This is a genomic window from Streptosporangium sp. NPDC048047 (genome assembly GCF_040653115.1).
Taxonomy (GTDB): domain Bacteria; phylum Actinomycetota; class Actinomycetes; order Streptosporangiales; family Streptosporangiaceae; genus Streptosporangium.
This window is the reverse complement of record NZ_JBEZNH010000029.1, coordinates 68,399-95,106: the sequence shown is the minus strand read 5'-3', so window position 1 is coordinate 95,106 and position 26,708 is coordinate 68,399. Positions and strand designations below refer to the sequence as shown.

Genomic DNA, 26,708 nt, shown 5'->3' with positions numbered 1-26,708 from the left:
AAGCGACGGAGTGACGAGGGAAGACACCGGGTAAGAGCCCCCGAGCCGCGACGCGCAGCGTCGCCATGAGCTACATACGGACCGGTGTCCTGCCCCTCGTCAGCAGCCACACCATCGCGGCCATGCCGGCGATCTGCAGCGGCCAGCCCATGACGATCTTGAGGATGCCCAGCTCGGCCACGGCGTCGTTGCCGCCGATGAGGTAGACCGGCAGCTGCACCGCCACCCGGATCACGCACGGGACCAGCAGCAGCCAGGTGAGCCTGGAGCAGAGCCGCACCACCGCCGGGTCGGCGCGCCAGCCGGTGGGGTCGCCGGTGACCGACCCGATCAGGAAGCCCACCACGGGCCACCGGGTGACGATGGACAGCAGCATCGCCACCGCGTATCCCGCGTTGTACAGGATGCCGGGGAGGTAGACGTCGCGGGCCTCACCGGTGCGGGAGGCGAAGAACGCGCCGATCCCGATGCCGACGAGGCTATTGAGGACGAACTGCGGCGTCGAGCGCTGCGCCATCCGCACCACGAGCAGCACCACCGCCGCCGCGATGCTGACGGTCAGCGACCGCCGCAGGTCGGAGGTGGCGATCCATGCCACGATGAAGACGATCGTGGGCACGGCCGCCTCGACGACGCCCCGCACCCCGCCGAACGCCTTGGCGAGCTGGACGCGGATCGCCGCCTCGACGGTGTCGTGCGCGGCGGCCTCGGCGGTCTCGGTGGACGCCGCCGGCCCCGGCTTCGACGTCCCGGCGGAGGGCTCGGGGGTGGTCATCTTGTCGTTCACGCTCCGTGCTCGTCGATGGGTCACGTACCGCCCGCGGGACGCAGCTCGTAGCGCGGGTTGAACATCACCTTGCGTCCGTCCTGCATGCTGACGAGCCCCTCGGCCAGGACCATGCGGCCCGGCTCGATCCCGGCGATCTTCCGGCGGCCCAGCCAGATCAGCTCGACCACGTCGGAACCGTCGTAGAGCTCCGCCTCCAGCGCGGGGGCGCCCCCACGGGGACGCAGCGTCACCGTACGTAGTGTACCGGTCACGCAGAACCTGCGGCGCCCGGCGCAGGAGACGATGGGGGTGGCGCCGTGGCGGTCGAGGTCCTGCTGGAGCTCGTCGGCCTCCAGCTCCTCCTGACTCGTGGTCAGCCGCCGGAAGAAGCTCCGAAACCCGCGCTGTTTATGCGGCTCCTGAGAACCCACGGCTTTCTCCTTCAGATACGTGTCGCAACAGCGTACGCGATCCGGTGGGTCAACGGATCTCGGCGATCTCGGGCCCCCGCTCGAACGGCCGGAGGTCCCGGCCGTCCGGGGCCCCGGCCTGCTGCTCCATGGCCTGGCGGGCCTCCGGGGGCAGTTGCAGCTCGATCGGCTCCTTCGGCACCATCGGCTCGTCCCCTCGGACGACGACGATGTCGCGGATCACGTCCTCCAGTGTCGCGGCCACCCCGGCGTCCGTCGCGGCGCGTCCGCTGAGGACCGCCCGCAGGAACCAGCGCGGGCCGTCGACCCCGATGTAGCGGACCGGCTGGGCGACCCCTTCCGCGGGGACCCGCGCGTCCAGCTCGACGCCGAACGGGCCGTCCTTCTCCTCGGCCGTCCCGCCCGCGGTCTTCACGCCCGCGGCCAGCTCGGCCCGCACCTCGTCCCAGATGCCGTTGCGCTTGGGCGCTGCGAAGGCGTGCACCTGCAGGGCGCTCTCCTCGGCCAGGATGACCGCGCCGACGATCTGCTCGCCGGCGAGGTTGAGCTGCACCTCGAACCCCTGGTCGATCGGCAGCCGCAGGCCGCCGAGATCGACCCGCTCCCGCTCGGGGTAGGCGTCGGCGGCGTCCCACGGCCCGGACTCCCTGGCCGGCCCCTCTGTGGTCCCCTTGGGCTCCTCGGTCCGCGCGAACCCCTCGGCCGGGGCCTGGGACTCCTCGCGACGGCGGCGTCCGAACACTTTCCTCACGCTCCTTGAAGTCTCGTCTGCGGCGGGCCACCGGCTGGTCGCCCGCCGGCTCTCAGCGGCCGGTGGAGCCGAAGCCGCCGGCGCCGCGCGCCGACCCGGGCAGCCGGTCCACCTCGTGGAACACCGCCCTGGCGACCCGCTGGACCACCAGCTGCGCGATGCGGTCTCCCCTGCGCAGCCGTACGGCCCGCCCGGCGTCGGTGTTGAGCAGCGCCACCCTGATCTCGCCACGGTAACCCGCGTCGACGGTGCCGGGCGCGTTCACGATCGTCACGCCGTGCTCGGCCGCCAGGCCGGAGCGCGGGTGGACGAAGGCGGCGTAGCCGTCGGGCAGCGCGATCGCCACGCCGGTGCCCACGGTGGCCCGCCCGCCCGGCGGCAGCTCGACGTCCTCTGCCGCGCGCAGGTCGGCGCCGGCGTCGCCCGGGTGGGCGTAGTCCGGCAGCGGCAGCCCGGCGTCGATCCGGCTGATCAGCACCTCGACCTTCTCGCTCACGGGTTCACCTCGTAGTCGTGATGCTCGTCCAGGAGGGCCTGGGCGTCGCCGTGCTCGGCGAAGTGCTCCATGCCCACCTCGACGAAGAGGGCGGCGGCCCGTACGGCGACCGGTCCGTCGGCGGAACCGATCCGCCCCTCGGCTTCAAGGTACGCCTTCCGGCCCGACACCCCGGTGCACCAGGCCCGGAGATGCAGGGTGGTGCCGACCGGGACCGGCGCGAGGTAGTCGGTCTCCAGCCGGGCGGTGACGTAGGGGCGGCGGAACAGCCAGATGGACATGCCGATGACCTCGTCCATCGCCGTGGCGAGCACGCCGCCGTGCGCGAGGCCCGGGGCGCCCTGGTGGGCCTCGGCGACGGTGAACTCGGCGACCACCGTCTCCCCGTCGGGCGTGACGGCCTTCAGGTGCAGGCCGGTGGGGTGCCGGTCGCCGCAGCCGAAGCAGCGGCTGTAGTGGGAGCCGAGCGGCTCACCGGGGCCGGGTGCGCCGGAGGCCGGCCGGGGGCCGGCCGCGCCGGGCGGAGGGGTCGTCAGGGCTGAACGGGTCACGAGGCAGAACGTTACCGCCTGGGCTGCGGCGACTCCTCATTCACCGGATCCTCACCCTCCGGATCGGCGTTCCCTCCGGCGCCGGAGGGAACGGTCCTTTCCCGCGGCCCGGCCTCCCCTGCGACGCCGGACGACCCTCCCGGCGCGTCCCCGGCCGGCACGTCCGCGGACGGCGCGTCCCCGGTCGAGACGTCTGCGGACGGCGCGTCCCCGGTCGAGCCGGTCGAGGCGTCTCCGGCCTGCTCGGCCGCGGACGGCGGGTCCTGCGGCCCCCCGGCGTCCCCGGCTCCGCCGGGCGGTTCGTGCGGCGGGGCGGGCGGCAGGGCCCGCTGATCGCCGGCCAGCGCGGGCAGCGCCCGGTAGATCACCGCGGCGATCGGCACCGCCACCGCGGCCCCGGCGATGCCCGCCAGGACACCGCCCACGGCCAGCACCAGGATGATCGCCAGCGGGTGGAAGTCGAGCGCCCGGCCGACGATCAGCGGCTGGAGCACGTGGTTCTCCAGCTGCTGCTCGACCACCAGGATCCCGAGGAAGATCAGGGCGTAGACCGGCCCCTGGGCGCCGAGGGTCACCACGGTCGCGACCGCGCCGGCGAAGAGGATGCCGACGATGGGGATGAAGCTGGCCAGGAAGATCAGTACGGCGAGCGGCGCCCAGAGCGGCACGCCCATCCCGGCGAGCACGATGCCCATGACCACGCCGTGCACGGCGGCCACCGCGACGGTGCCCTGCACGTAGTGCGACAGCGTCGTCCAGGCGGTGCGCCCGGCCCGGTCGACGCGGGGCGCGGCCGAGCCGAACGCCCTCAGGAACCACGACCAGATCCGGTCGCCGTCCTTGAGCAGGAAGAAGGCGATGAACATCACCAGCACCAGGGAGGCCAGCACCTCCACCGCGACCGTGGCGCCGGTGAGGACCGTCTGGGTGATCTGGTTGCGGCTCGCGCTGAGCTGCTCGGTGAGGTTGTCGATCCAGGAGCTGATCTGGCTGCGCTGCAGGTGCAGCGGCCCGGTGTACAGCCAGTTCTCCACGTCCTTGACCGTGGACTTGACCTGGTCGACCATCCGGGGGAACTCGTCGTTGGCCCGCAGTCCGATGAACCAGCCGATGCCGCCCAGCACCGCGAACGCGATCATCATGGTCAGCCACGTGGCGTAGATCGGCCGCATCCCCGCCGCCCGGAACCGGCGGGTCAACGGGAACAGCAGCGCCGTCAGCAGCAGCGCGATCGCCACCGGCAGCACCACGATGCGCAGCGTCGCGATGAACTGCGCGAAGTAGAAGACGGCCCAGCCGACGATGATCAGGCAAAGGCTCCAGGCCGCGATGCGGAGCAGGGTGAGCGGCACCAGATGCTTCAGACGTTCCCGGTCGGAGATCACGCGTTCCAGACTGTCACGTCACGGCCTGTGGCGCGCATGGTCGACACCCGGAGTCGGAAGAGACCGGCCAAGGAACGGCAAAGGGGAGGCCCGGCGGGACGCCGGGCCTCCCCTCGTGCGGGCACCGGATCAGCGCTCTCCCGGCGGCCGGGAGATCACTCTGTCCTCGAGGTAGCAGTTGCAGCTGCCGCACCCTGGCGTCATGCGCCGTCCTCCCCTCGCCTGCCCTGGACCGGTCCGTGCCTCGACCGTACGGCAGGACCACCCGACACGGAGGACAGATTCCCGTGGGCTCAGGTGAGGACGACCTCCACCGTCAGCTCACCCTCGGTGGTCTCCAGCACGAACTCCTCGACGACGCCCGCACCGCACAGGTCGTCCTGCGCCTGCCGCACCAGGTCCGCCCGGGCGCCGGTGACGCTCAGCCGGGAGACCTCGGCGCGCATCGAGAGCCGGGCGTCGGACTTGGCCTTGCGGACGTGGCCGAGGACCGCCGCCACCGCCGGCAGCAGGTCGGGCAGGCCGCCCGTCTCGCGGGCCTCGGGCCAGGGCGCCCGGTGCACCGAGCCCTCGCGCCACCAGGACCAGACCTCCTCGGTGACGAACGGCAGGAAGGGCGCGAACAGCCGCAGCAGGACGTCGAGGGCCTCGCGCAGCGCCGCGCGGGCCGAGCGGGCGGGGCCGCCCTCGCCGTAGGCGCGGTTCTTGACCAGCTCCAGGTAGTCGTCGCAGAACTCCCAGAAGAACCGCTCGGTCCGCTCCAGCGCGCGGGTGTAGTCGTAGGACTCGAACGCCTCGGTGGCCTCGCCGACGACCTGCGACAGGCGGGCGAGCATCGACAGGTCCACCGGCTCGGTGATCTCGGCGGTCTCGGCGGCCCCGCCGCCCTCCGGGCCGTCTTCGGCCTCGCCCAGGCCGAGGATGAACTTCGAGGCGTTCAGGATCTTGATCGCCAGGCGGCGGCCGACCTTGATCTGCCCGACGTCGAACGCGGTGTCGGTGCCCGGCCGGCCGCTCGCCGCCCAGTAGCGGACCGCGTCGGAGCCGTACTGCTCCAGCAGGCCCAGGGGGGTGACGACGTTGCCCACCGACTTGGACATCTTCTTGCGGTCGGGGTCGAGGATCCAGCCGGAGATGGCGGCGTTGCGCCAGGGCAGGGTGCCGTGCTCCAGGTGCGCGCGGACCACGGTGGAGAACAGCCAGGTCCGGATGATCTCGTGGGCCTGCGGGCGCAGGTCCATCGGGAAGACCTTGTGGAACAGCTCGTCGTCGATCCCCCAGCCGCCCGCGATCTGCGGGCTCAGCGAGGAGGTGGCCCAGGTGTCCATGACGTCCGGATCGGCGATGAAGCCTCCCGCCTTGCCGCGCTGGTCCTCGGTGTAGCCGGGCGGGACGTCGCTCTCGGGGTCGACGGGCAGCGCGGACTCGTCCGGCAGGATCGGCCGGGAGCGGTCGGGCTCGCCCGCGGCGTCGAGGGGGTACCACACCGGGATCGGCACGCCGAAGAACCGCTGCCGGGAGATCAGCCAGTCGCCCGCCAGGCCCTCCACCCAGGACTCGTAGCGGACCCTCATCCGCTCCGGGTGCCAGGACAGCTCCCGCCCGCGTGCCAGCAGCGCCTCGCGCAGCCCGGCGTCGCGCCCGCCGTTGCGGATGTACCACTGGCGGGTGGTGACGATCTCCAGGGGGCGGTCGCCCTTCTCGTAGAACTTCACCGGGCGCTTGACCGGCCGGGGCTCGCCGTCCATCTCGCCCGACACCCGCAGCGCCTCCACCACCCGCTCCCGGGCGCCGTGGACGGTCAGGCCGGCCAGCTCGCCGTACGGCCCGGCCGGGACGCCGGCGGGCGGGTCGGGCAGCAGTCTGCCGTCGCGGCCGATGACCGGGCGGGTGGGGAGGTTCAGCTCGCGCCACCAGACGATGTCGGTGACGTCGCCGAAGGTGCAGACCATCGCGATGCCGGAGCCCTTGCCGGGCTCGGCCAGGTGGTGCGGCAGCACCGGCACCTCGACCCCGAACAGCGGCGTGGCGACGGTGGTGCCGAACAGCGGGCGGTAGCGCTCGTCGTCGGGGTGGGCGACCAGCGCCACGCAGGCGGGAAGCAGCTCGGGCCGGGTCGTCTCGATCCAGACGCGCTGCCCGGCGGCCGGGCCCCCGGCGGCGGTGAAGGCGATCCGGTGGAAGGCGCCGGGGTGCTCGCGGTCCTCCAGTTCGGCCTGGGCGACGGCCGTGCGGAAGGTGACGTCCCACAGCGTGGGCGCCTCGGCGAGGTAGGCCTCGCCGCGGGCGAGGTTGCGCAGGAAGCCGCGCTGGGAGGAGGCCCGCGCGCCGCCGTCGATGGTGGCGTAGGTCAGCGACCAGTCGACCGACAGGCCCAGGCGCCGCCACAGCTCCTCGAACGCCTTCTCGTCCTCGATGGTGAGCCGCTCGCACAGCTCGATGAAGTTGCGGCGCGAGATCGGCACCTGCCGCCTGGGGTCGGGGTCGGCCGGCGGGCGGAAGGCGGGGTCGTAGGGGACGGAGGGGTCGCAGCGCACGCCGAAGTGGTTCTGCACCCGGCGCTCGGTGGGCAGGCCGTTGTCGTCCCAGCCCATGGGGTAGAAGACCTCGCGGCCGCGCATGCGCCGGAAGCGGGCGATCGCGTCGGTGTGGGTGTAGGAGAAGACGTGGCCGACGTGCAGGGATCCGGAGACGGTCGGGGGCGGGGTGTCGATCGAGTAGATCTCGTCCCGGCTGCGCGACCTGTCGAAGCGGTATGTCCCCTCGGCCTCCCAGCGGGCGGCCCATACGGATTCCAGCCCGTCGAGAGTCGGCTTCCCGGGCATGGCCGCATGGCGTGATCGCTGGTGTGTCATGCCTCCCCATGGTATGGCTTCGCGCGTTCCCGCGACGGGGAGGGTTAGTGTTCTTCTGCAAAGCGATACAAAGGCAGGGAGCACATGCCGGGCAAAAGCGATAAGCAGCAGCAGGACATGGCGTGGCGGGCCATCGGCGGCCTGGTGGGCCTGGCGACGGCCTTCGCCGCGCGCAAGGCCATCGGGTTCGCCTGGGAGAAGACGACCGGCAGGAAGCCCCCCGTGGACACCGAGTCGCTCGACGTCGGACTCGGCGAGGCGATCGGCTACGCCATCGTGATGGGCGTGGGCATGCAGGTCGCGCAGATCCTCGCCGGCCGCACCGCCAGGAAGCGCTACGACGCCTGGAAGGCCGTGAAGTCCACCGCGCGCGACGCCGTCTCCTGACCCGCCTCCGCGCGCCCGCCGTACGGGCCTCCCGCGGGGAGTCCGTACGGCGGGCACCGGCGGGCGATCACGGGCGGCTCGTACGGCGTGCCGGCCGTACGGCGGTCACAGGTGGTCACGGACGGTGCGCCCGGCGTCCCGGCCGTACGGCGGGCGGCCGCACGGGCGGCGCGGTCAGGACTCCAGGTCGGCGAGGAACTCCTTCGCCCAGCGGTCCACGTCGTAGGTCGAGATCCGGCGGCGCATCGAGCGCATCCGCCGCGACAGGTCGTGCGGCGTGGCCCGCATGGCGGCCAGCATGGCCCGCTTGAGGCCGTCGATGTCGTAGGGGTTGACCAGGAACGCCTGCCGCAGCTCGTCGGCCGCGCCGGCGAACTCGCTGAGCACCAGCGCGCCGCGCAGGTCGTGGCGACAGGAGATGTACTCCTTGGCGACCAGGTTCATCCCGTCGCGCAGCGGCGTGACCACCATGACGTCGGCGGCGAGGTAGAGCGCGGCCAGTTCGTCGCGGCCGTAGGACTGGTGCATGTACTGCACCGGCTGCAGGCCCAGCTCCCCCTGCTCGCCGTTGATCCGGCCGACCTGCAGCTCGATGGAGTCGCGCAGCCGCATGTACTCCTCGACCCGCTCCCGGCTCGGGGTGGCGATCTGCACGAACGCCGCCTCCCCCGGCTTGATGGAGCCCTCGTGGAGCAGCTCGCCGAACGCCTTGAGCCGCTGGCCGATGCCCTTGGTGTAGTCGAGCCGGTCGACGCCGAGCAGCACGCACTCCGGGTCTCCCAGCTCGGAACGGATCTCTTTGGCGCGCTCCACGATGTGGGGCTGGCGGACCAGGGAGTCGAACTCGCCGAAGTCGACCGAGATGGGGAAGGCCGCGGCGCGGACCACCCGGCCGCCCTCCAGGTGGATCTCGTTCTTCTGGTGCTGCAGGCCCAGCAGGCGGCGGCAGAGGCGGGTGAAGTTGGACGCGCCGCCGGGGCGCTGGAAGCCGACCAGGTCGGCGCCGAGGAGGCCCTCCAGGAGCTCCCGCCGCCAGGGGAGCTGGTAGAACAGCTCGCCCGGCGGGAAGGGGATGTGCAGGAAGAAGCCGATGCGCAGGTCGGGGCGGAGCTCGCGCAGCATGGCCGGGACCAGCTGGAGCTGGTAGTCCTGGATCCACACGACCGCGTTCTCGGCCGCCTCCTCGGCGGCGGCGCGGGCGAAGCGCTCGTTGACCGTGCGGTAGGCGTCCCACAGCACGCGCGAGTAGACCGGGGGGGCGACCACGTCGTGGTAGAGCGGCCACAGCGTGGAGTTGGAGAAGCCCTCGTAGTAGAGCTCGACCTCCGACGCCGACAGCGGCACGGGGATGAGGTGCATGCCGTCGTGGTCGAAGGGGTCGAGACGCTCGTCGGGGGATCCGGGCCAGCCGATCCAGCCGCCCTCCCTCCGCTGGAGGACCGGAGCGATCGCGGTGACCAGTCCGCCGGGGCTGCGCCGCCACGTCCCCTCCCCCACCCGATCGACGGGAAGGCGGTTTGCGACGATCAGAAACGAGCTGCGGCCCGGCACGAAATCCTCCAGGGAGTTGGTTTGTTCTATCAACTACCCAGTTGGGGACTTTTTATGACTTAGCGGGAGGGAGTTCGTGGCGGCTTCTCAGGTCGGCGCGCACGACCTCGGCGAGCTTGCGGGTCGCGGCGCGGTTGAGCGTGCCACCGGCCACGGCGCCGGTGAGGAAGGGTCCGAGGGTGGTCAGGTTGCGGCCGAGCGTGCGCATCAGCCGGTTGCGCAGGGCCGTCTTGGCCGCCGTCCCGAGGGCGACGGTGACCGAGCCGGGGGCCACGGGGTCGACGCCGCGCTGCTTGGACCAGGCGTTCACGAACGCCACGGCCCGCTGGGCGCCGCCGCCGGGGATCTGCACGCCGTACACCTCGTGGAGTTCGGCGAGCAGCTTGACCTCGATGGCCGCCACGACGAGGGTCTCGGCCACGAGCTGGGCGGGGGCGGAGAGCAGCAGGGGCGGGGCGGCGAACTCGGCCGCCGCGAGGGCTCCGCCGATCGCGCCGACCGTCATGGTCGCCTTGCCCGCCGTGCGGACCAGGTCGTCGGCCAGCGCCTCGGCGGTGAGGCCGTGATGGTGCTCGGAGAGGGTGGCCAGGTCCCGGACGGGGATCCGGGGGGCCACGGACATGAACACGTCGGCCAGCCAGCGTCCCCGGCCGACGCCCGACTTCCTGGCGTTCTTCGCTCCCGCGGCCAGCGCCGCGGACAGGCGGCCGAGCAGCCGTCGCCGCTCGGCGCCCTTGATGTCACCGGGCTCGGTGAGCCTGCCGACGATCTCCGCCACTTCCCGTTCCGGTGCGCCGGCCTCTCCCGCGGGCGCGGGATCCTCCGGCGAGCCACCGGTCTTGCCCCTCTTCGAAGTCATGTCGCGGAACCTCCTCAAGGCCGTCCTGGCGCGCACTTACCCTTCCACGGGAGAACACACCTCGGACAGGCCATCGGAACGATCGTCAGGCCGCGCACTCCCGGCAGATCTGCTGGCCGTTCCTCTCGGTGGCGAGCTGGCTGCGGTGGTGCACGAGGAAACAGCGCGCGCAGGTGAACTCGTCGGCCTGACGAGGGATCACCCGGAGCGAGAGCTCCTCGTTGGACAGGTCCGCGCCCGGCAGTTCGAGCGACTCGGCGAGGTCGGTCTCGTCGATGTCGATGCTGCCCGAGGACTTGTCCGTACGGCGCGCCTGCAGTTCCTGAAGACTGTCCTCGTTGAGGTCGTCGTCGGTCTTGCGTGGGCTGTCGTAATCAGTGGCCATCGGTTTGCTCCATCCCCCTCGTCTCTCTTTTGCGCCCGTTCGCGCGTGTAACGTCTGAGAGGCACGACTTGTGCCCAATCCGACGAAGAGACTTTGCTTCGGTACCCCGTCGGAATGGTCACTGAACCTCCCCACACGTGAGGTACCTACTGCCAATGGCCATGGTTAGCCGAATATGGCGTAAACCACAGCATCGGCGGTATGAGCCACCGTGTTCGACGGCACATCCAACCACATGTGCGGCGTGAGCGAGACGCCCCCCGCCGGATCACCGTGGCTGGAGTCTCACGGTCACCACGAGACCGCCCCCGTCCCTGGGGACGGCGGTCACGTCGCCTCCGTGAGCCCGCACGACCGCGCGCACGATGGACAACCCGAGCCCGGCCCCCTTGGAGGAGTCGACCCGGTCTGCGTTGAGCCGCCGGAACGGCTCGAACAGGCTGTTCACCTCGTACGCGGGCACGTGCGGTCCCGTGTTGGCCACCTGAACAATCAGGACGCCCTCCACAATTCCCGCCCTGACCCACAAATGGCCGGCGTCGGGGAGGTTGTGTTTGATCGCGTTCTCCACGAGGTTGGACACGCACCGTTCCAGCAGCACCGGATCGCCTGTCGTTTCGGCCTTCCGGAGTTCGGTGGAGATCGTCACGCCGGCCGCCTCTGCCACCGGGGCGAGCTGCTCGACGGCGGTCCGCGCCACGTCCCTCATGTCCACCGGCTTGCGCACGCTGAGCTCGCGCTCGCTGCGGGCCAGCAGCAGCAGGCCCTCGATCAGGCGCTCGTTGCGCGCGTTGACCTCCAGCAGGGTGCGGCCCAGCGCCTTGAGGTCCTCCGACGCCTCCGGGTCGCCCAGCGCGATCTCCAGGACGGTCCGGTTGATCGTCAGCGGGGTCCGCAACTCGTGGGAGGCGTTGGCCACGAACCTGCGCTGTGTGTCGAACGCCACATTGAGTCTGGTCAGCATCGCGTCGAAGGTGTCGGCCAGCTCCTTGAGCTCGTCGTCGGGGCCCTTGAGCGCGATCCGCTCGTGGGCCAGCGTGCTGCTCGACAGCCTGCGGGCCGTCGAGGTCATCTGCTGGATCGGGCGCAGCGCCCGGTCGGCGACGACGTAACCGATGACGATCGCCAGGATCCCCACCCCCACCAGGGCCAGGAGCGTACGGCTGAGCAGGGCGTCGCGCGCCTCGTCGATCGCGGCGTGCTTCCACCACAGCCAGTCCTGCTGGAAGCGCTGCTCGTAGGCCAGCGGCGCGTCGGGCAGGCTGACGCCGGGCCAGGCCTCGTTGATGGCCCAGCCGACCATCATGTAGATGACGAAGACCAGCAGCATCCCGGCCAGGAAGAACAGCAGGCCGTAGGTGATGGTGAGCCGCCAGCGGATGCTGATCCGGTCGAAGATCGCCCGCACCCGCTCCAGCGGCCCGCCGTGCGCCTGGGCGGCGCCACCCGGAGGCGGCCCGTCCCACACCGGCGGGCCCTGCGGCGGCGGGGCCTGCCCGCCCTGCCCGGGACCGGTCCGCCCCGAGCCGGTCCGCCCCGGATCGGTCCGCGGCGAGGTCCGCCCGCCCGGCTCCGGACCGGCCTGCGGCGTCTCCTCGTCGCGCCGCGGCCCCCGCGCGGAGTGGGGGCTGATCATCGGGTGGGTGGGCGCGGAGAGACGCGCGTCGTCCGCCGGGACGCCCGCCGGGCGTTCGGCCCCACCGCCTGCCGGGGCGCTCACAGCCGGTATCCCACCCCGGGCACCGTCTCGATGACCTGAGGCTCACCCAGCTTCTTCCTCAGGGTCATCATGGTGACGCGCACCACGTTGGTGAACGGGTCGATGTTCTCGTCCCATGCCTTGTCCAGCAGGTCCTCCTGGCTGACCACGGCGCCCTCGGCGCGCATCAGCTCCTCCAGGACCGCGAACTCCTTCTTGGTGAGCGAGATCTCCTCGCCGTTCCTGGTCACCAGCCGCTTGCCCGGATCCAGGCGGACACCGGAGCGCTCCAGGACCGGCGGCAGCGCCGGGGCCGAGCGGCGGCCCAGCGCCCGCACCCGGGCGACCAGCTCGATGAACACGAACGGCTTGGCGAGGTAGTCGTCGGCGCCCAGCCCCAGCCCCTCGACCTTGTCGTCGACGTCGCCCGAGGCGGTGAGCATCAGGATCCGCGAGGAGGTCCGCTCGGCCACCAGGCGGCGGCACACCTCGTCCCCGTGGACCTTCGGCAGGTCCCGGTCCAGGACGATGACGTCGTAGTCGATGTAGCCGGTCCGCTCCAGCGCCGCGGCGCCGTCGTAGGCCACGTCCACGGCCATGGCCTCACGCCTCAGCCCCGTAGCGATCGCGTCGGCGAGCACCCGCTCGTCCTCCACCACAAGCACCCGCACGGCTTCCGAACCTCCCCGTGAAAATCTGTGAACAGCCGCCGGAACGGCCCCCCATTGTGAGCACTCCCCCCGTAAGCCGGCGGTAAGCCCCCAGTCACGATAACCACCGTGCGTGATGTATCCCACAACGAGGTTTAGCGCGAGGTGAGAGGTGGGTACGGCTGAAGGCCAGTCCCCTAGGCAGACCCAGTCCTTACATCCCCGCTGAGAAAGAAGGTGAGATGGGCGAGTTCACCTCCACGATCGAACACCGCCTCGACCAGGCGTACAAGAACCTCCACGAAGCCGAGTCCACGGGCGACCAGTATCTCGCCGACACCTTCACCGCCGAGATCGAGGATCTCCACCGCCTGGCGACGGACAACGGGGTCCACATCCGGCACTGACGCGATCCGGCGCTGATCCGTCACCGATGTGGGAGGAGCCCCCGGCCATCCGGCCGGGGGCTCCTCCCACATCCGGGCCCGCGAGGGCCCGGACCACCCGCGACCTCGGGCGCCGTCATCCACCGTCACCCGTCGTCACCGCACGGGGCCGGACGCGCGGGCCCGGACGCGCGGGGCCTTCAGGCGTCGCGCTCGGGGTCCAGCGGCGCCAGCAGGTCGCACAGCTCCTCGAACAGGCCCGGCGCCGCGCAGACCGTGAGCCCGGGGCCGTGCGGCCGGCCGCTCAGACCGCCGATCCTGGCGCCAGCCTCGACCGCGACGAGACCCCCGGCGGAGTAGTCCCACGTCTGCGGGCCGCGCTCGTAGTAGCCGTCCACCCGCCCGGCCGCCACCGAGCACAGGTCCGCCGCGGCCGACCCGCCCCGCCGGATGTCGCGTACGGCGGGCAGCACCCCGGCCAGCACCTCGGCCTGGACCCTGCGCCGCCCCGCGTCGTAGCCGAACCCGGTGGCGATCAGCGCGCGGTCCAGCGGCACGCCGGTGTTGCAGTGCAGCCGCTCCCCCGCCAGCCACGCGCCCTCGCCCCTGGCGGCGGTGAAGACCTCGCCCCGGGGCACGACGTTGACCACGCCCGCGACGATCTCCCCGTCGACCTCGACGGCGATGCTGACCGCCCAGTCGGGCAGGCCGTACAGGAAGTTGACCGTGCCGTCGATGGGGTCGACGATCCAGCGGACCCGGCCGTCGCCGGTCGAGCCGCCCTCCTCACCGAGGATCGCGTCGTCGGGCCGGACGGCCCTGATCCTGGTGCGGATCAGCTCCTCCGAAGCCCGGTCCAGCGCGGTCACCACGTCGGTCGGGCTGGACTTGGTGGCCAGCACCTCCGGCCGGGCCGGCCGCTTGGCCACGAGCATCTCCCCGGCCTCCCGGGCGATCTCCTCGGCCAGCTGGGCGAAGGTCACGAAGGTCTCCATGGCCTGCCCTCCTTCTCGTTCACTCGCCTCGTTCACTCTCCGTCCGTCCACGACGGCCCGCCGTACCGGGGCCGTCGTCCGTTCTCACGCCAGCGACTCCGGCCGCTTCCACTCCTGGCCCAGCACGTGCTGGGCCAGGAAGGCGAAGACCGTCTCGTACCAGGCGATCGCGTTGCCGGGCTTGAGGATCCAGTGGTTCTCGTCGGGGAAGTACAGGAACTTCGACTCGACGTGGGAGCGCTGCAGGTCCCACCACAGCCGGAGGCCCTCGGCGATCGGCACCCGGTAGTCCTTGTCGCCGTGGATGACGAGCATCGGCGTGGAGATCTCATCCAGCGACAGGTGCGGGGAGAGCTCGCCGTACAGCTCGCCGCCGAGGGCGCCGAACTCGCGCTGCCAGTACATCGGCGCGTCGGTGGTGCCGGCGAACTGGTCCAGGTGCCACAGCGAGGCGTGGGTGACGATCGCCGCGAACCGGTCGGTGTGCCCGGCGACCCAGTTGGCCATGTAGCCGCCGAACGAGCCGCCCATGGCCGCCGTCCTGGTCTCGTCGACCTCGGGCAGCTCCAGCGCGGCGTCGGTGATCGCCATCAGGTCGGCATGGGTGCGCGGCCCCCAGTTCGCCCAGCCCCGGCGGATCATCTCGGGGCCGTAGCCGGTGGACAGGCACGGGTCGGGCAGCAGTACGGCGTAGCCGCGCTCCGCCATGATCCACGGGTTCCACCGCCAGGACCAGTCGTTCCAGCTCGACAGCGGGCCGCCGTGGATCCACAGCAGGAACGGCGCCGGGTTCTCCGCCGAGGCGCCCTCGGGCAGCACGAGCCAGGCCCGGATCGTCGCGCCGTCGTCAGTGGTCGCGGTGACCTCGGTCAGGGTGCCGGGCACCTCGGGAACGGGCACCGGCGAGGCCAGCTCCTCGACCTCGCCGCCGGGGGTGATCCGCACCGGGCGGGCGGGCGAGTCCACGGCGCTGCGCAGCGCGTAGACCGAGCCGTCGGGCGCGGCGCCGAGCGACAGGTAGGCGCCGTCGTCGGCGGTGAGCCGGACCGGCTCCGAGGAGTCGGCCGGGACACGGAACACGGGGCGGCGGCCCCGGTGATCCGCGGCGACGTACAGCGAGCGGGAGTCGGGCGCCCAGGCGACGTCGGACGGCCACAGGTCGCCGCCGGCGGCGTGCCCCTCGCCGGTGGCGAGGTCGACGATCCACAGGGTGATCTCGGGGATGGTGGCGCCGTCGGCGCGGCGGGCACGGGTGCAGGCGACCAGCCGGCCGTCGGGCGAGACCCGGACCGGGCCGTCGAAGTCGTGGTCCTCCTCCTCGGCGAGGACGCGCGGGGCGTCGTCGCCGGACGTGCCGATCACCACGAGCCGGGAGCGGACCTCGCCGCCGGGCTGCGGCACCTCCCAGGTGGTCACCACCGCCGAGCCGTCCGGCGTCACGTCGTAGGAGGCGTTGCCCAGGGCCTTGCCCGGCTGCGGGGTGAGGTCCCTGACCTCGGTCAGCCGGTCGTCGCCGAGCGTGCCGGCGAACAGCCGCGTCTCCCCGGGGCCGAGGTCGTGGTCCCAGTAGCGCACCGGGGCGCTCTCGTGCAGGATCGCACTGATCCCGGCGTCCTTACGGCTCTTGCGCCGCTCGCCCTCGGTGGCCTCGTCGCCGGGCAGCACGTCGGCGGTGAAGACCACCGCCGGCCCGCCGGTGGCGAACCCGGCCACGCCGCCGGGCCGGGAGGCGACCTGCCGGGCCTCGCCGCCGCCCGCGGGCAGCAGCCACAGCGCGGGCGCCTCATCGTCGGGGTCCTTGACGACCGGGTCGGGGCGGCGCGAGCCGAAGAGCAGGTCGCCCCCCGCGGTGAACTCCGCCCCGCTCTCACCCTTGGCGGACCTGGTCAGCCGGTACGGCGCGCGCCCGTCGAGGGGGATCTCCCACAGGGACGTCCCGTAGGACTTCCCGTCGGGGTCGAGGGCCTGGACCACGCCGGCGAGGCGGGATCCGTCGGGAGAGAGGCGGAGGGACACCAGCCTGGGCGTGCCGACATAGTCACGCATGTCGCTGAAAGGAGTCACGGTCCGAACCTACTCCCGTCTCCGCCCGGACCGGATACCCCTCGTCCGGCGAGACGTCCCGCCGGACGTCCGGGAAGAGGCCGGAAACGGGGTCCGCCGGACGCCCGGAAGGGGAGAGCAGCCGGAATGTGACGAAGAAGACGCCCGAAAGGGGGCGGCGAAGGCGTCCGGGAGGACGCCCGGTTCCGAATCCCCTGGTGTGACCATGCAGAAAGACCTCCCGGCATGCGGTTTGATGAGTGCCATGGGGACTTACGACGCACTTCTCGTCGTGTCGTTCGGCGGCCCGGAGAAGCCGGACGACGTGATGCCGTTTCTGGAGAACGTCGTGCGGGGCCGGGGGATCCCGCGCGAGCGGCTGCTGGAGGTCGAGGCGCACTACCAGCGCTTCGGCGGGGCCAGCCCGATCAACCAGCAGTGCCGCGACCTGATCGCCGCCGTCGAGCCGACGCTCGACGTCCCGGTCTACTGGGGCAACCGCAACTGGCACCCCTACCTTGAGGACACGCTCCGGCGGATGGCCGCCGACGGCGTCCGCAGGGCCGCCGCCTTCGTCACCGCGGCCTACAGCTCCTACTCGGCCTGCCGGCAGTACCTCGACGACATCGCGCTGGCCAGGGTCGCGGTCGAGGGCGCGCCCGAGGTCGTCAAGCTGCGCCACTACTTCGACCACCCCGGGTTCATCGCGGCGATGGCCGACCACACCCGCGAGGCCCTGGAGCGGCTCCCCGCCGGGCTGCGCGACTCCGCGCGGCTGGTCTTCACCGCCCACAGCATCCCGCTGTCGATGGCCAGGACCGCGGGGCCGGACGGCGGGGCCTACGAGGCGCAGCTGCGCGAGGCGGCCGCCCTGGTCACCGCCGAGCTGGGCGGGGACCGCCCGTGGGACCTGGTGTGGCAGAGTCGCAGCGGCGCCCCGCACATCCCGTGGCTGGAGCCCGACGTCTGCGACCACCTGCGGGTGCTCGACGCCCCGGCCGCGGTGCTGGTCCCGATCGGGTTCGTCTCCGACCACATGGAGGTCGTCTACGACCTCGACGTGGAGGCGGCGGAGACGGCGAGGGAGATCGGCCTGCCGCTGGTCAGGGCCGCCACCGCCGGCACCCACCCGCGGTTCGTCTCGATGGTGGGCGAACTGCTGGCCGAGCCGGAGCCCGCCGGGTGCCCGCCCGGCTGCTGCCCGGCGCCGCTCCGCCGCCCCGCCGGGACGGGCAAGACGAGGTAAGCGGAGTAGGCGGAGCAGGCGGGGTAGGCGCGGGCCTCCGCGGCACAGGACCGCCGCGCGGCGGTCGCCAGCCGGGGTCTGACGCCGGGCGCGGGCGGGTCCTCGGTCAGGGGTAGGTGCGGGCGTAGGCCTGGGCGATCGACATGACCTTGGAGACGTAGGCCCAGGAGTGGTTGTAGAACCAGATGGACTTCTCCAGCTTCTTGCCGCCCTGCCCGGCGCCGTTGGCGCACAGGTAGTTGGCCGCGCCCGGGACCGCGTCGTACGGGCTCCAGATGTCGGCGACCCCGTCGCCGTCGCCGTCCACCCCGTAGGTCTTCCAGGTGGCGGGCATGAACTGCATCGGCCCCTGGGCTCCGGCCGACGAGGGCCCGTTGTTGCGCCCGTGCGAGCTCTCCACCTGGCCGATCGCGGCCAGGACGGTCCAGGACAGGCCGGGGCAGACCGCGGCGGCCCTGCGGTACAGCTCCAGGTAGCTGCCGGGCCGGCCGACCTGCGCGCGCCGGACGGTGGAGGCGCCCCCTCCCGAGACGTTCTCGGTGGAGGCGGTCCCGGTTCCGCCCGTGCCGCCTTTCTCGCCGGTCGCCGGCTTGGCGGTGGGCGGCTCGGCGGCGCGGGCGCGGGCGCGGCCCACGGTGATCACCTGCGTGCCGCCTCCGGCCAGCCTGCGCACCAGGGAGCCCAGCTTGGCCGAGGCGTTCTCCGGGCCGTTCACCAGCAGCACCACGCCGGGCAGGAGGCCGAGGCGGCGGCCGGTCTCGGCGCCCACCAGGCCGTCCACCCCGGGCAGGCCGAAGTGGGCCGAGGCCGCGACCCGCAGCAGCGGGCCGCCGTCCACCTGGTAGTTCGCCCCGAGGACCAGGCCGAGCCGGCGCGCCCCGGCGTCGTCGGCGACGAGCTCGCCCCGGTCCAGCGCCTCCCACACGGCGGGCTGGGCGGCCACGGCCTTCGGGGCCCAGGCGCGGAAGCGGGCGGGGTCGACCGCGAGCAGGTTGAGGCCCGTCCCGGAGACCTTGACCGCACCGCCGTCGAAGGAGTCGATCTTCTGGACGTTCCTCAGGCGGGAGATGTCGGCCTTGGTCCTCTCGGACAGCGCCGTCTGGGAGACCACGAGCAGGCGGGGCGGGGTGAGGGTGATGCCGGGCCCGCCGGTGGCGGCGGGAGCCGGCCTGGTCTCCGCGGGGCGGCTCGGGTCCTGGCTCTGGCTTCCCGGTCCGCCCTGATCCCGGCTCTGGTCCCGGCCCCGGCTCTGGTCCTGCGGCCGGCCCTGGCCCTGACCCTGGTCCTGGCTCCGGGCCTGTTCCCCCTCCGGCTGGTTCACGGGCTGCGGGACCAGGCTGGTCAGGTCCCTGACCTCGGACTCTGCGACGGGAACGGTGACGGGCTCGGCGGGGCGGGTGGCGAGGAACACCGCGGCGCCGGCGACCGCGAGGGCGACCACGGCGGCGAGCACCGCGACGAACGCCCCCATCCGGGGAACATGCGACACTGCGCTCACATTAGCTCCAAGTCCCCAGGAATGGGGTGCGGTCCGGAAAATGGCTTTCCTCCGGACGGACCGCCGGGCCATCCTCGGTACGATCGACGCCGGGAGAACGGGGAGGGGGTCCGACGGTGGCCGGGCTGTATCGAGGGCTGTTCGGCATGCCCGGAGCCAAGGGGTTCGTCGTCGCGGGCTTCGTCGGACGGATGCCAATGTCGATGCTCGGCATCGGCGTCGTACTGCTCATCCAGACGCTCACCGGCTCCTACGCCATGGCGGGGGCGGTCGCCGCCACCGTCAGCCTCTCCTACGCCGTCGCCGCTCCCCTGACGGGACGCCTGGTGGACAGGTTCGGCCAGGCCAGGGTAATCGTGCCGTTCGGGCTGGGGCACGGCGCCGCGCTGACCGGTCTGATGTTCTGCGCGGGGTCCGCGGTCCCCCGCTGGGCCCTGTTCGCCACCGGCGTCGCGACCGGCGCGACCGCGATGTCGCTCGGCTCGCTGGTGCGGGCCCGCTGGTCGTACCTGCTGGCGGGGACCGACCGGCTGCACGCCGCCTTCTCGTTCGAGTCCGTCGCCGACGAGGTCGTCTTCGTGACGGGGCCCGCGCTGGTCACCGCCCTGGCCACGATGGTGAACCCGTACGCCGGTCTGGCGGTGGCGCTGACCTGCATGATCGTGGGCACACTGGCCCTCGCCGCGCAGCGCGGCACCGAGCCGCCCGTCCGCCCGGCGACCGCGGGCGCGGGCACCCCGATCGCGATCCCCGGGGTCGCCCTGATGTCGGCCGCGTTCTGCGCGATGGGCGCGGTGTTCGGGTCGGTCGACCTGATCACGGTCGCGTTCGCCGACGAGCGCGGCATCAAGCCCGCGGCCGGGCTGCTGCTCGCCGCCGTCGCCGCCGGGAGCATGCTCTCCGGGCTCTGGTACGGCGCTCGGCGGTGGAGGATCACGCTGAACAGCCGGTTCGCCCGCTCCCTGGCGGTGTTCGCGGTGGGGATGATCCCGCTCTCCCTGGTCGGCGACCCGAGGCTCATGGCGGTGGCGCTGTTCGTCGCCGGGACGGCCATCTCCCCGACGGTCATCACCGGCTACTCGCTCGTCGAGCGGCTGGTGCCGCCCGCCCTGCTGACCGAGGGCATGTCCTGGCTCTCCACCTCCATCGGGCTCGGCGTGGCGCTCGGCGCCTGGGCGGGCGGGCGGCTCACCGACGCGTTCGGCGCGTCGAACGCGTACGTGTTCCCCCTGGGCTGCGCGTTGCTGGCCGCGGCCATCGGCGCCGCCGGCGCCGCCTGGCTGCGGACCCCTGTCGCCCGGCCAGAATCATGAGTACTGTTCATGTTCACGGTCGGAGAGGTGAGCCGGCGGCCGCGGCGTGACCTCGCCCGCCCGCCGGCGGGCGAGGAGCGAGAAGCATGAGCGAGGCATTCCGCAACTGGGCCGGGAACCAGTCCGCCACGCCCGCGGAGATCCGTACCCCCGCCTCCGCGGAGGAGGTGGCCCGCGCCGTACGGGACGCCGCCGCCGCGGGGCGCCGGGTGCGCATGGTCGGCTCCGGGCACTCCTTCACCGGGGTCGCCCTGACCGACGGGGTTCTGCTGCGGCCGGGCGCGCTGACCGGGATACGCGAGACCGGCGACGGAGAGGTGACGGCCGCGGCCGGGACGACGCTCGCCGCGTTCAACGAGGAGCTGCACCGCAGGGGCCTGGCCCTGGCCAACATGGGCGACATCACCGCCCAGACCCTGGCCGGGGCCGTGCAGACCGGCACCCACGGCACCGGGCGGCACAGCGGCGGACTCGCCGACCAGGTGACCGCCATGGAGCTGGTGCTCGCCGACGGTGAGATCGTCACCGTGCGCGACGGCGGGCAGGGGAGGATCCGCGACGGGGTGAGCGAGCAGGACCTCTTCGACGCGGCCCGGGTGGGACTGGGCGCGCTCGGCGTGGTGACCGCGCTCACCTTCCGGGTGGAGCCGTCGTTCCTGCTGCGCGGCGACCGGCGGCCCATGGCGATCGGCGACGTCCTCGGCTCGCTCGACGAGCTGGCCGCCGGCAACGACCACCTGGACTTCTACTGGCTGCCGCACACCGACGCCTGCCTGGTCAAGCGCAACAACCGCGACCCGGGCCCGGCCGACCCGCCGGGCGGGTTCCGGCGCTGGCTGGACGAGAGGTTCCTGGAGAACACCGCCTTCGGCGCGCTGTGCGCGCTCGGCGCCCGCCTCCCCGGCCTGATCCCCCGGCTCAACGCGGTCTCCGCCGCGGCGCTGACCGCCTCCGCCCGCACCGACGCCTCCTACCGGATCTTCGCGACCGTGCGGGAGGTGCGGTTCCTGGAGATGGAGTACGCGATCCCGCGCGAGCACCTCGGCCGGGCGCTGCGCGAGACGCGCGACCTCATCGAGCGGCGGGGCTGGCGGATCACCTTCCCGATCGAGGTCCGGGTCACCCCGCCCTCCGGCGCGTGGCTGTCCACCGCGTACGGCAGGCCATCGGCGTACATCGCCTGCCACGTCTACCGGGCGACGCCCAACCCGGCCTACTTCGAGGAGGTCGAGGAGATCATGACCGGGCTCGGCGGCCGCCCGCACTGGGGCAAGCTGCACACCCGGGACGCGGCCTACCTGTCCGCGGCCTACCCGCGGTTCGCCGACTTCCGGGCGCTGCGGGACGCGCTCGACCCCGGCCGGGTGTTCGCCAACGACTACCTGGACACCGTCCTGGGGTCAGCTTCTCGGCCGTAAACGACCGAGCTTGCAGCTCCTCGCCGTCGATGGCGTCGACGGTCCGGTCCGCGTCAGGCAGCGTGACGGACTGCCCAGCCCGCCTCACCGCGTGAGGCGATGTTGCGGGCCGCGTTGACGTCGGCGTGCTCAGCGAAGCCGCACGACGTACAGATGAAGGTTTCCTGGTCGGGCCGGTTGCAGGAGTCCACATGTCCGCAATGCGAGCATTGCTGGGAGGTGTAGGACGGGTCCACATGGATGACGGCTGTCCCGGCCCGGGCCGCCTTGTAGGCGATGAAGGCTCCCAGCTGGTGGAAGCTCCATGAGTGCAGCGTGACCCGCTGGGGCTTGCGAAGCCGTACCCGGTCGCGGATGCCCTGGAGGTCTTCCAGGGCGATCCCTTGCCCGGTGCGTTCTGCCTCGGTCACGATCTGCTTGGCGATGCGGTGGTTGACGTCTGCGGCGAAGCGGGCCTCCTTACGGCGGCGTCGTTTCAGTAGCCGCTTGGCCGACTTGGTGGCCTTGGCCTGCAGACGGCGGCGCAGCTCACGGTTGCGGTGGCGGACCGCGTTCAGGTGCTTGCCGCTGTGGCGGATGCCGTCGCTGGTGGTGGCGATGTTGGCGATGCCCAGGTCCACCCCGCAGAACCCGTCCGGCGCGTTGATCGGGGCGTCCGATACCTCGACGGTGGCGTGCAGGAACCACATGCCGTCCCGCCACACCAGGTCGGACTCGCCTTTGCGGTGTTCGGCCAGCAGCGCCAGCTGCTGGGCTGAGCCGGTGAACGTGATGCCGCGCAGCCGTCCGATGGTCGTCCAGATCGACACTGTCCGGTCCCCGTGCTGCCAGGACAGGCACCGGTCGTCGTAGGGATGTGCCGCGCCGGGTCGGAAGGAGATCGGTGTGCTTTCAGCCTTGATTCGCCGCGCCGATCCTCGTTTGCCCAGGTTTCCGGCGGCCAGGTTGGCATGCAGGGTGCGGTAGGCGTCGCAGACCTTCTTGATCACATGCTGGGCGGCCTGCGCGGCCAGTCCGAAGGTGGCCTTTACCTGCTCGTAGGTGTGCTTGCGCAGGTCGAAATTACGGAAACAGCGTTGCTGGAAGGCGATGCGCGAAACGAGATCGGCGGCCTTGTTGGCGGCGCGCAGCGTGGCCTCCAGCGCCGCCGCCTGCTCGGGCGTTGGCAGGAGCTTCACCTGCACCACCAGTCTCATAGTCGAACACACTATCATTTGGTCTATGTCACCGCGATGGGAACCGAGCCCGGATATCCGGCGAGGCCGCAGTGTGGTCTACAGCCTGCATGCCCATTTGGTCTTCACGCCCAGGTACCGGGGGAAGGTGTTCACCGACGAGATCCTGCTCCGCTGCCGGGACATCATGATCGAGGTGTGCGACGGCTTCGGCGCGTCGCTGGTGGAGTTCAACGGCGAGCATGACCATGTCCATCTCCTGGTCCACTACCCGCCCAAGGTCGCGCTGTCCACCCTGGTCAACAGCCTCAAGGGCGTCTCGGCCCGGTTGCTGCGCAAGGAGTACCCGGCCCACATCCGCGAGTATCTGTGGGGCGGCCGTTTCTGGTCGCCGTCCTACTTCGCCGCCTCCTGCGGGGGAGCTCCTCTGTCGATCATCAAAGAGTACATAGAGCACCAGAAGCGTCCGGGCTGACGTCCGGACGTAAGCCCGGGTCAGGGAAGCGATTCCTCCCGGGCGTAAACGCCCGGGGTTCCTCGCTAGATGAGGCTGAACCGTCACTCGCCGGCCGGGCCGACCCGCACGTCCTCACCGTCCTGGGCGTCCCCCTGGGCGGGGGCGTCCGTCTCGGCGGGGGCCGGCGAACCGGTCGGGTTCCCGGTGGGCTCTAGGGACGGCTCGACCTGGGTGGGGCTCGTCGTCGGAGCCTGGCTCGGCGTCACCGGGGTGGTCGGCTTAGACGTCGCGCCGGACCCCGGCTCCTCGGTCCGGGCCGGCTCTCCGGTGCCGGTCGGCTCCGGGGTGGCCTGCGGGGCCGTCGCCGGGGCCGAATCGGACGGCCTGGGCGTCCGCTCCCGCACCGGGGGGGCCTCCTCGCGCCGCACCACGGGCCCTGGGTTGAGGCTCGTGCCCGAACTCCGCTCGCCCTTGACGGTGCTCGCCACGGGCTGGCCGGTGACCTTCTCGAAGCCCAGGATCGCGCCCATGCCCACGGCGAACGTGATCACCGCCGTCGCGGCGAGCACCCAGATCCTGGCCCGGCCGCGGTCACCGGACGGACCGCCACCCCCGGAGAGGCCGGAGACGGCGGGCAGGACGGCCGTGCTCCCGGGAGGCACGGCCGTGCCGGCGGCGGCCGTGGCCGCCGCCGCGGCCGGCACGGCGGCGGGCAGTTCGACGGTGATCCCTGACGGCCCCGCCGTGGCGGACGCGGCCGCGGGGATCCCCGCCGTCGCGGGGCCGGCCGCGGGGATCACCGCCGTCGCCGGATCGGCCGCGGGGATCTCCATCGTCGCAGGGCCGGTCACGGGGATCTCCATCGTCGCGGGATCGATGTCCACCACGACGAGGTCCTCCGGCTCGTCGCCGTCGCCGTACGGCTCCGCGAGGGTCCCGCCATACGATCCCGCGAGGGTCCGGCCGTACGGTCCCCCGAGGGTCTCGCCGTACGGTGCGACGGGGCTTCCGCCGGACGGCCGCACGGGAGCCTCGCGCACGGTGGCCAGCGCCGCCGTCGCCAGCTCCCCGTTGTCCTCGATCTTCTTCGGCGGGTCGTCGCCGGCCTCCTGCCGGGACAGGAACGGCAGGTGGGTGCCGGTGCGCTTCAGGTAATGGGTGTATACGGCTCCGCCGACCGTGCTGCCCACGCTCATCACGGCCGCGCCGATGACCGTGCCCGCGACCCCGAGATACGAGGCGGCCACCGCCGCCGTCATCGTGGCCAGGGCTCCCCCGACGATCTGCGGCAGGCTCAGATCGAACCTCTGTTCGCCGCCCATTCCCCGAATCAGTCCCTTCTCACGAGCTTTCGGTAAAGGGGTGCGTAAAGGCTCCCCCGAAGAATGACGCATCCGCGTGTCCTGTTGTTCCTGTGACCTGTGCGACAGGCAGATTCGCAGACGCCCCGCGCCGCTCGACCCCGAGGGAGTCCGCCGGAGATGACATTCTCCCGCCTACCAGGCCCGCCGTCGCTTCACGCCACACCGGGCGCCGTGATCGCCACCTCCGGTGACGGCCGGGCCGGTCCGGCCCGCCCCCCGGACGCCCCTCGCCGGCGCGCCCGGCCGGGGGCGGCCGGCACGGTTCCGGCCCGCCCTTCCGGCACTTGCCCCAAGTCCCCGGCGGCGCCTCCGTTCATCGGAGAGAATCCGTTGGGAGACTTCAAAAACGCTGCTCCATCCCGGTGGCCTGTAAGTTGATGAATGGAGCAAATGTGACCGGCGTCACATCGCTGCGACCCCCATCCAGGAAGGCGATGTTCGGACATGCCGGGTACGGTGCTGGCAGGCAACCGGCACACGCGAGAGACTCAAGGGTCCGGGGGAAGATTGAGCACGACGACGAAGGGACTCGCATGCAGGAGCTCCGACTCGTCGCGGTGAGTGAGGACGGAACCTACCTCGTGCTGGCCACGGCCGGCCGGGGCACCCGGTTCACGCTGCCCGTCGACGACCGGCTCCGCGCTGCCGTCCGCGGCAACTTCTCCCGTCTCGGCCAGTACGAGATCGAAGTGGAGAGTCCGTTGCGCCCCAAGGAGATCCAGGCCCGGATCCGCGCCGGCGAGACCGCGGAGGAGATCGCCGCCACGGCGGGCATCCCGGTCGAGCGGGTGCGGTGGTTCGAGGGCCCCGTACTCCAGGAACGTGAGTACATGGCTCAGCAGGCGCAACGCTGCGCCGTGCGATTGCCGGGCGACTCCGCTCCCGGTCCCACCCTCGGCGACCTGGTCGCCGAACGGCTGACCCGTCGCGGCGTGCCCGCCGACGAGATCGACTGGGACTCGGCCAAGAGGGACGACAACCTGTGGCGGATCAAGCTCGGTTTCGTATGGAACGGCCACACCCGCCGGGCTGAGTGGATCTTCGATCCGCGCAGGCGGCACATCACCCCGCACGACGACGAGGCCATGCGCCTGTCGTCGGGCGACTACACCGAACCGGCCGAGGACGCGACGGTCACCCCGTTCGTGCCCCGCGTGGTGGCGAAGCTCTCACCGGTGCCGCCGCTGACGTCCGAGCCGCTGAACCAGCCGCCGGTGTCGTTCCCCTCCGTCGTGCGGAGCGACGCCCCGGAGCCGGACGCGGCCGAGCCGCCGGCCGCGCGCGCCGAGCCGGTGCCGTACGAGCAGCCGCCGATGCCGCCGATCCCGGCCGGGTTCGACCCGCCCAGGCCGACGGTGCCGCCGCTGCGCGCCCCGGACATCTACGAGCCGATCAGAGCGCCCGAACCCGGCTCGGTCACACCCGTGACCCGGGTACGGCCCGCCGAACCGCCGGAGCTCCCCGGGCCCACGGAGGTCGTGGAGCCCTCGAAGCCGGCGGACGCCACGGGTCCCGCCGGTGCGCCCGCGGAACCCGCGGAACCCTCGGTGTCCCCGGAGGCCGCGGAGCTCGGGAGGCCCACGGTCGCCGGACCCGTCGCGGAGCTCGGGGAGCCCGCGACCGGTGAACCGGCCGCGACGGAGGAGCCGAAGACCGGTGCGGCGCCGGAGCCCGGCCCGGGAGCCGGGGCCCACGGGCCCGAGACCGCTCCCGCCGGACCCGCCCCGGCGGCGAAGGAGGAGCCGGAGCCGGTCGCCGACGCCCCGATAGCCGTGCCCGCGGCGCGCATCAGCCTCGACACGGGCGCGCAGGCCGAACCGGCGAAGGAGGAGCCGCGGACGGCCGCGGCGGCGAAGGAGCCGCCGGCCGAGAAGCCCGCGGATCCGCCCGCCCAGCAGGCTCCGGCCGCGCCGCCGGCTCCGGCCGTTCCGCCCGTTCAGCCCAAGCCCGCGCCCGCGCGGCCGGCGAAGAAGGCCAGGGGGCGGCGCGCGTCGGTGCCGACCTGGGACGAGATCATGTTCGGCGCCCGGCGCCAGGACTGACC

24 protein-coding genes are annotated in these 26,708 nt (G+C 72.5%); 7 read left to right on the top strand and 17 right to left on the bottom strand.

Annotated features, from left to right (window positions below; all coding sequences use genetic code 11):
* Positions 1-70 precede the first annotated feature (70 nt).
* The 7 genes from AB0D67_RS23795 to valS form a co-directional block, all read right to left on the bottom strand.
* Complete coding sequence (locus AB0D67_RS23795; protein ID WP_362939644.1) at positions 71-787, bottom strand: DUF3159 domain-containing protein; 717 nt, start codon at positions 785-787, stop codon at positions 71-73.
* Between the two features lie 20 nt (positions 788-807).
* A complete protein-coding gene (locus tag AB0D67_RS23790) occupies positions 808-1,200 on the bottom strand; it encodes an OB-fold nucleic acid binding domain-containing protein (RefSeq protein ID WP_362939641.1) in 393 nt (130 codons plus the stop codon).
* Between the two features lie 49 nt (positions 1,201-1,249).
* On the bottom strand, positions 1,250-1,951 hold the full coding sequence (locus AB0D67_RS23785; protein WP_362939638.1) for a DUF3710 domain-containing protein: 702 nt from the start codon (positions 1,949-1,951) through the stop codon (positions 1,250-1,252).
* A 52-nt stretch (positions 1,952-2,003) separates the two neighbouring features.
* Positions 2,004-2,447 (bottom strand): dUTP diphosphatase, encoded by a 444-nt coding sequence (gene dut / locus AB0D67_RS23780; protein ID WP_362939635.1) that lies wholly within the window; start codon positions 2,445-2,447, stop codon positions 2,004-2,006.
* Positions 2,444-2,998 carry a PaaI family thioesterase gene (locus AB0D67_RS23775; RefSeq protein ID WP_362939632.1) on the bottom strand — a complete coding sequence of 185 codons (555 nt, stop codon included), beginning with the start codon at positions 2,996-2,998 and terminating at the stop codon, positions 2,444-2,446. The genes dut and AB0D67_RS23775 overlap by 4 nt, the downstream gene beginning before the upstream one ends.
* A gap of 11 nt (positions 2,999-3,009) precedes the next feature.
* Positions 3,010-4,383, bottom strand: coding sequence for an AI-2E family transporter (locus AB0D67_RS23770; protein WP_362939629.1), 1,374 nt, complete (start codon positions 4,381-4,383; stop codon positions 3,010-3,012).
* Positions 4,384-4,676: 293 nt separating this feature from the next.
* Entirely contained in the window at positions 4,677-7,238 is a 2,562-nt protein-coding gene (gene valS / locus AB0D67_RS23765) for a valine--tRNA ligase (RefSeq protein WP_362939626.1), read from the bottom strand.
* Between the two features lie 84 nt (positions 7,239-7,322).
* Between valS and AB0D67_RS23760 the strand changes: the two genes are divergently transcribed.
* Positions 7,323-7,625, top strand: coding sequence for a DUF4235 domain-containing protein (locus tag AB0D67_RS23760; RefSeq protein ID WP_362939623.1), 303 nt, complete (start codon positions 7,323-7,325; stop codon positions 7,623-7,625).
* Between the two features lie 174 nt (positions 7,626-7,799).
* Here AB0D67_RS23760 and AB0D67_RS23755 read toward each other — a convergent pair whose 3' ends face one another.
* The 5 genes from AB0D67_RS23755 to AB0D67_RS23735 form a co-directional block, all read right to left on the bottom strand.
* Positions 7,800-9,176 carry a trehalose-6-phosphate synthase gene (locus AB0D67_RS23755; RefSeq protein WP_362939647.1) on the bottom strand — a complete coding sequence of 459 codons (1,377 nt, stop codon included), beginning with the start codon at positions 9,174-9,176 and terminating at the stop codon, positions 7,800-7,802.
* Between the two features lie 52 nt (positions 9,177-9,228).
* A complete protein-coding gene (locus tag AB0D67_RS23750) occupies positions 9,229-10,035 on the bottom strand; it encodes a hypothetical protein (protein WP_362939620.1) in 807 nt (268 codons plus the stop codon).
* 85 nt (positions 10,036-10,120) lie between these two features.
* The gene (locus tag AB0D67_RS23745; RefSeq protein ID WP_362939618.1) at positions 10,121-10,420 is read right to left on the bottom strand and encodes a DUF4193 domain-containing protein; all 300 of its coding nucleotides are present in this window, start codon (positions 10,418-10,420) and stop codon (positions 10,121-10,123) included.
* Positions 10,421-10,688: 268 nt separating this feature from the next.
* On the bottom strand, positions 10,689-12,140 hold the full coding sequence (locus AB0D67_RS23740; protein ID WP_362939615.1) for a HAMP domain-containing sensor histidine kinase: 1,452 nt from the start codon (positions 12,138-12,140) through the stop codon (positions 10,689-10,691).
* Positions 12,137-12,790, bottom strand: coding sequence for a response regulator transcription factor (locus tag AB0D67_RS23735; RefSeq protein ID WP_179826978.1), 654 nt, complete (start codon positions 12,788-12,790; stop codon positions 12,137-12,139). Before AB0D67_RS23735 ends, AB0D67_RS23740 begins: the two co-directional genes overlap by 4 nt.
* Before the next feature lie 221 nt (positions 12,791-13,011).
* Between AB0D67_RS23735 and AB0D67_RS23730 the strand changes: the two genes are divergently transcribed.
* Positions 13,012-13,176 (top strand): hypothetical protein, encoded by a 165-nt coding sequence (locus AB0D67_RS23730; protein WP_362939612.1) that lies wholly within the window; start codon positions 13,012-13,014, stop codon positions 13,174-13,176.
* 179 nt (positions 13,177-13,355) lie between these two features.
* Here the strand turns inward: AB0D67_RS23730 and AB0D67_RS23725 are convergent, their stop codons facing one another.
* Together AB0D67_RS23725 and AB0D67_RS23720 are read right to left on the bottom strand one after the other, a co-directional pair.
* Positions 13,356-14,150, bottom strand: coding sequence for an inositol monophosphatase family protein (locus tag AB0D67_RS23725; protein ID WP_362939609.1), 795 nt, complete (start codon positions 14,148-14,150; stop codon positions 13,356-13,358).
* Positions 14,151-14,234: 84 nt separating this feature from the next.
* On the bottom strand, positions 14,235-16,196 hold the full coding sequence (locus tag AB0D67_RS23720; RefSeq protein WP_362939606.1) for a prolyl oligopeptidase family serine peptidase: 1,962 nt from the start codon (positions 16,194-16,196) through the stop codon (positions 14,235-14,237).
* A 262-nt stretch (positions 16,197-16,458) separates the two neighbouring features.
* On the opposite strand from AB0D67_RS23720, the gene AB0D67_RS23715 reads away from it, so the two are divergent.
* Entirely contained in the window at positions 16,459-17,439 is a 981-nt protein-coding gene (locus tag AB0D67_RS23715; protein ID WP_362939603.1) for a ferrochelatase, read from the top strand.
* A 106-nt stretch (positions 17,440-17,545) separates the two neighbouring features.
* Here AB0D67_RS23715 and AB0D67_RS23710 read toward each other — a convergent pair whose 3' ends face one another.
* On the bottom strand, positions 17,546-18,928 hold the full coding sequence (locus AB0D67_RS23710; RefSeq protein ID WP_362939600.1) for a lytic transglycosylase domain-containing protein: 1,383 nt from the start codon (positions 18,926-18,928) through the stop codon (positions 17,546-17,548).
* 125 nt (positions 18,929-19,053) lie between these two features.
* On the opposite strand from AB0D67_RS23710, the gene AB0D67_RS23705 reads away from it, so the two are divergent.
* Entirely contained in the window at positions 19,054-20,250 is a 1,197-nt protein-coding gene (locus AB0D67_RS23705; protein ID WP_362939597.1) for an MFS transporter, read from the top strand.
* An 86-nt stretch (positions 20,251-20,336) separates the two neighbouring features.
* Complete coding sequence (locus AB0D67_RS23700; protein WP_362939593.1) at positions 20,337-21,668, top strand: D-arabinono-1,4-lactone oxidase; 1,332 nt, start codon at positions 20,337-20,339, stop codon at positions 21,666-21,668.
* 53 nt (positions 21,669-21,721) lie between these two features.
* Here AB0D67_RS23700 and AB0D67_RS23695 read toward each other — a convergent pair whose 3' ends face one another.
* Complete coding sequence (locus AB0D67_RS23695) at positions 21,722-22,846, bottom strand: transposase (protein ID WP_362939590.1); 1,125 nt, start codon at positions 22,844-22,846, stop codon at positions 21,722-21,724.
* Positions 22,847-22,889: 43 nt separating this feature from the next.
* Between AB0D67_RS23695 and tnpA the strand changes: the two genes are divergently transcribed.
* Positions 22,890-23,318 (top strand): IS200/IS605 family transposase, encoded by a 429-nt coding sequence (gene tnpA, locus AB0D67_RS23690; protein ID WP_362939587.1) that lies wholly within the window; start codon positions 22,890-22,892, stop codon positions 23,316-23,318.
* Positions 23,319-23,401: 83 nt separating this feature from the next.
* Here the strand turns inward: tnpA and AB0D67_RS23685 are convergent, their stop codons facing one another.
* Positions 23,402-24,622, bottom strand: coding sequence for a hypothetical protein (locus tag AB0D67_RS23685; protein WP_362939584.1), 1,221 nt, complete (start codon positions 24,620-24,622; stop codon positions 23,402-23,404).
* A 575-nt stretch (positions 24,623-25,197) separates the two neighbouring features.
* Here AB0D67_RS23685 and sepH point away from each other — a divergent pair.
* A complete protein-coding gene (gene sepH, locus AB0D67_RS23680; RefSeq protein ID WP_362939581.1) occupies positions 25,198-26,706 on the top strand; it encodes a septation protein SepH in 1,509 nt (502 codons plus the stop codon).
* Positions 26,707-26,708: the final 2 nt, after the last annotated feature.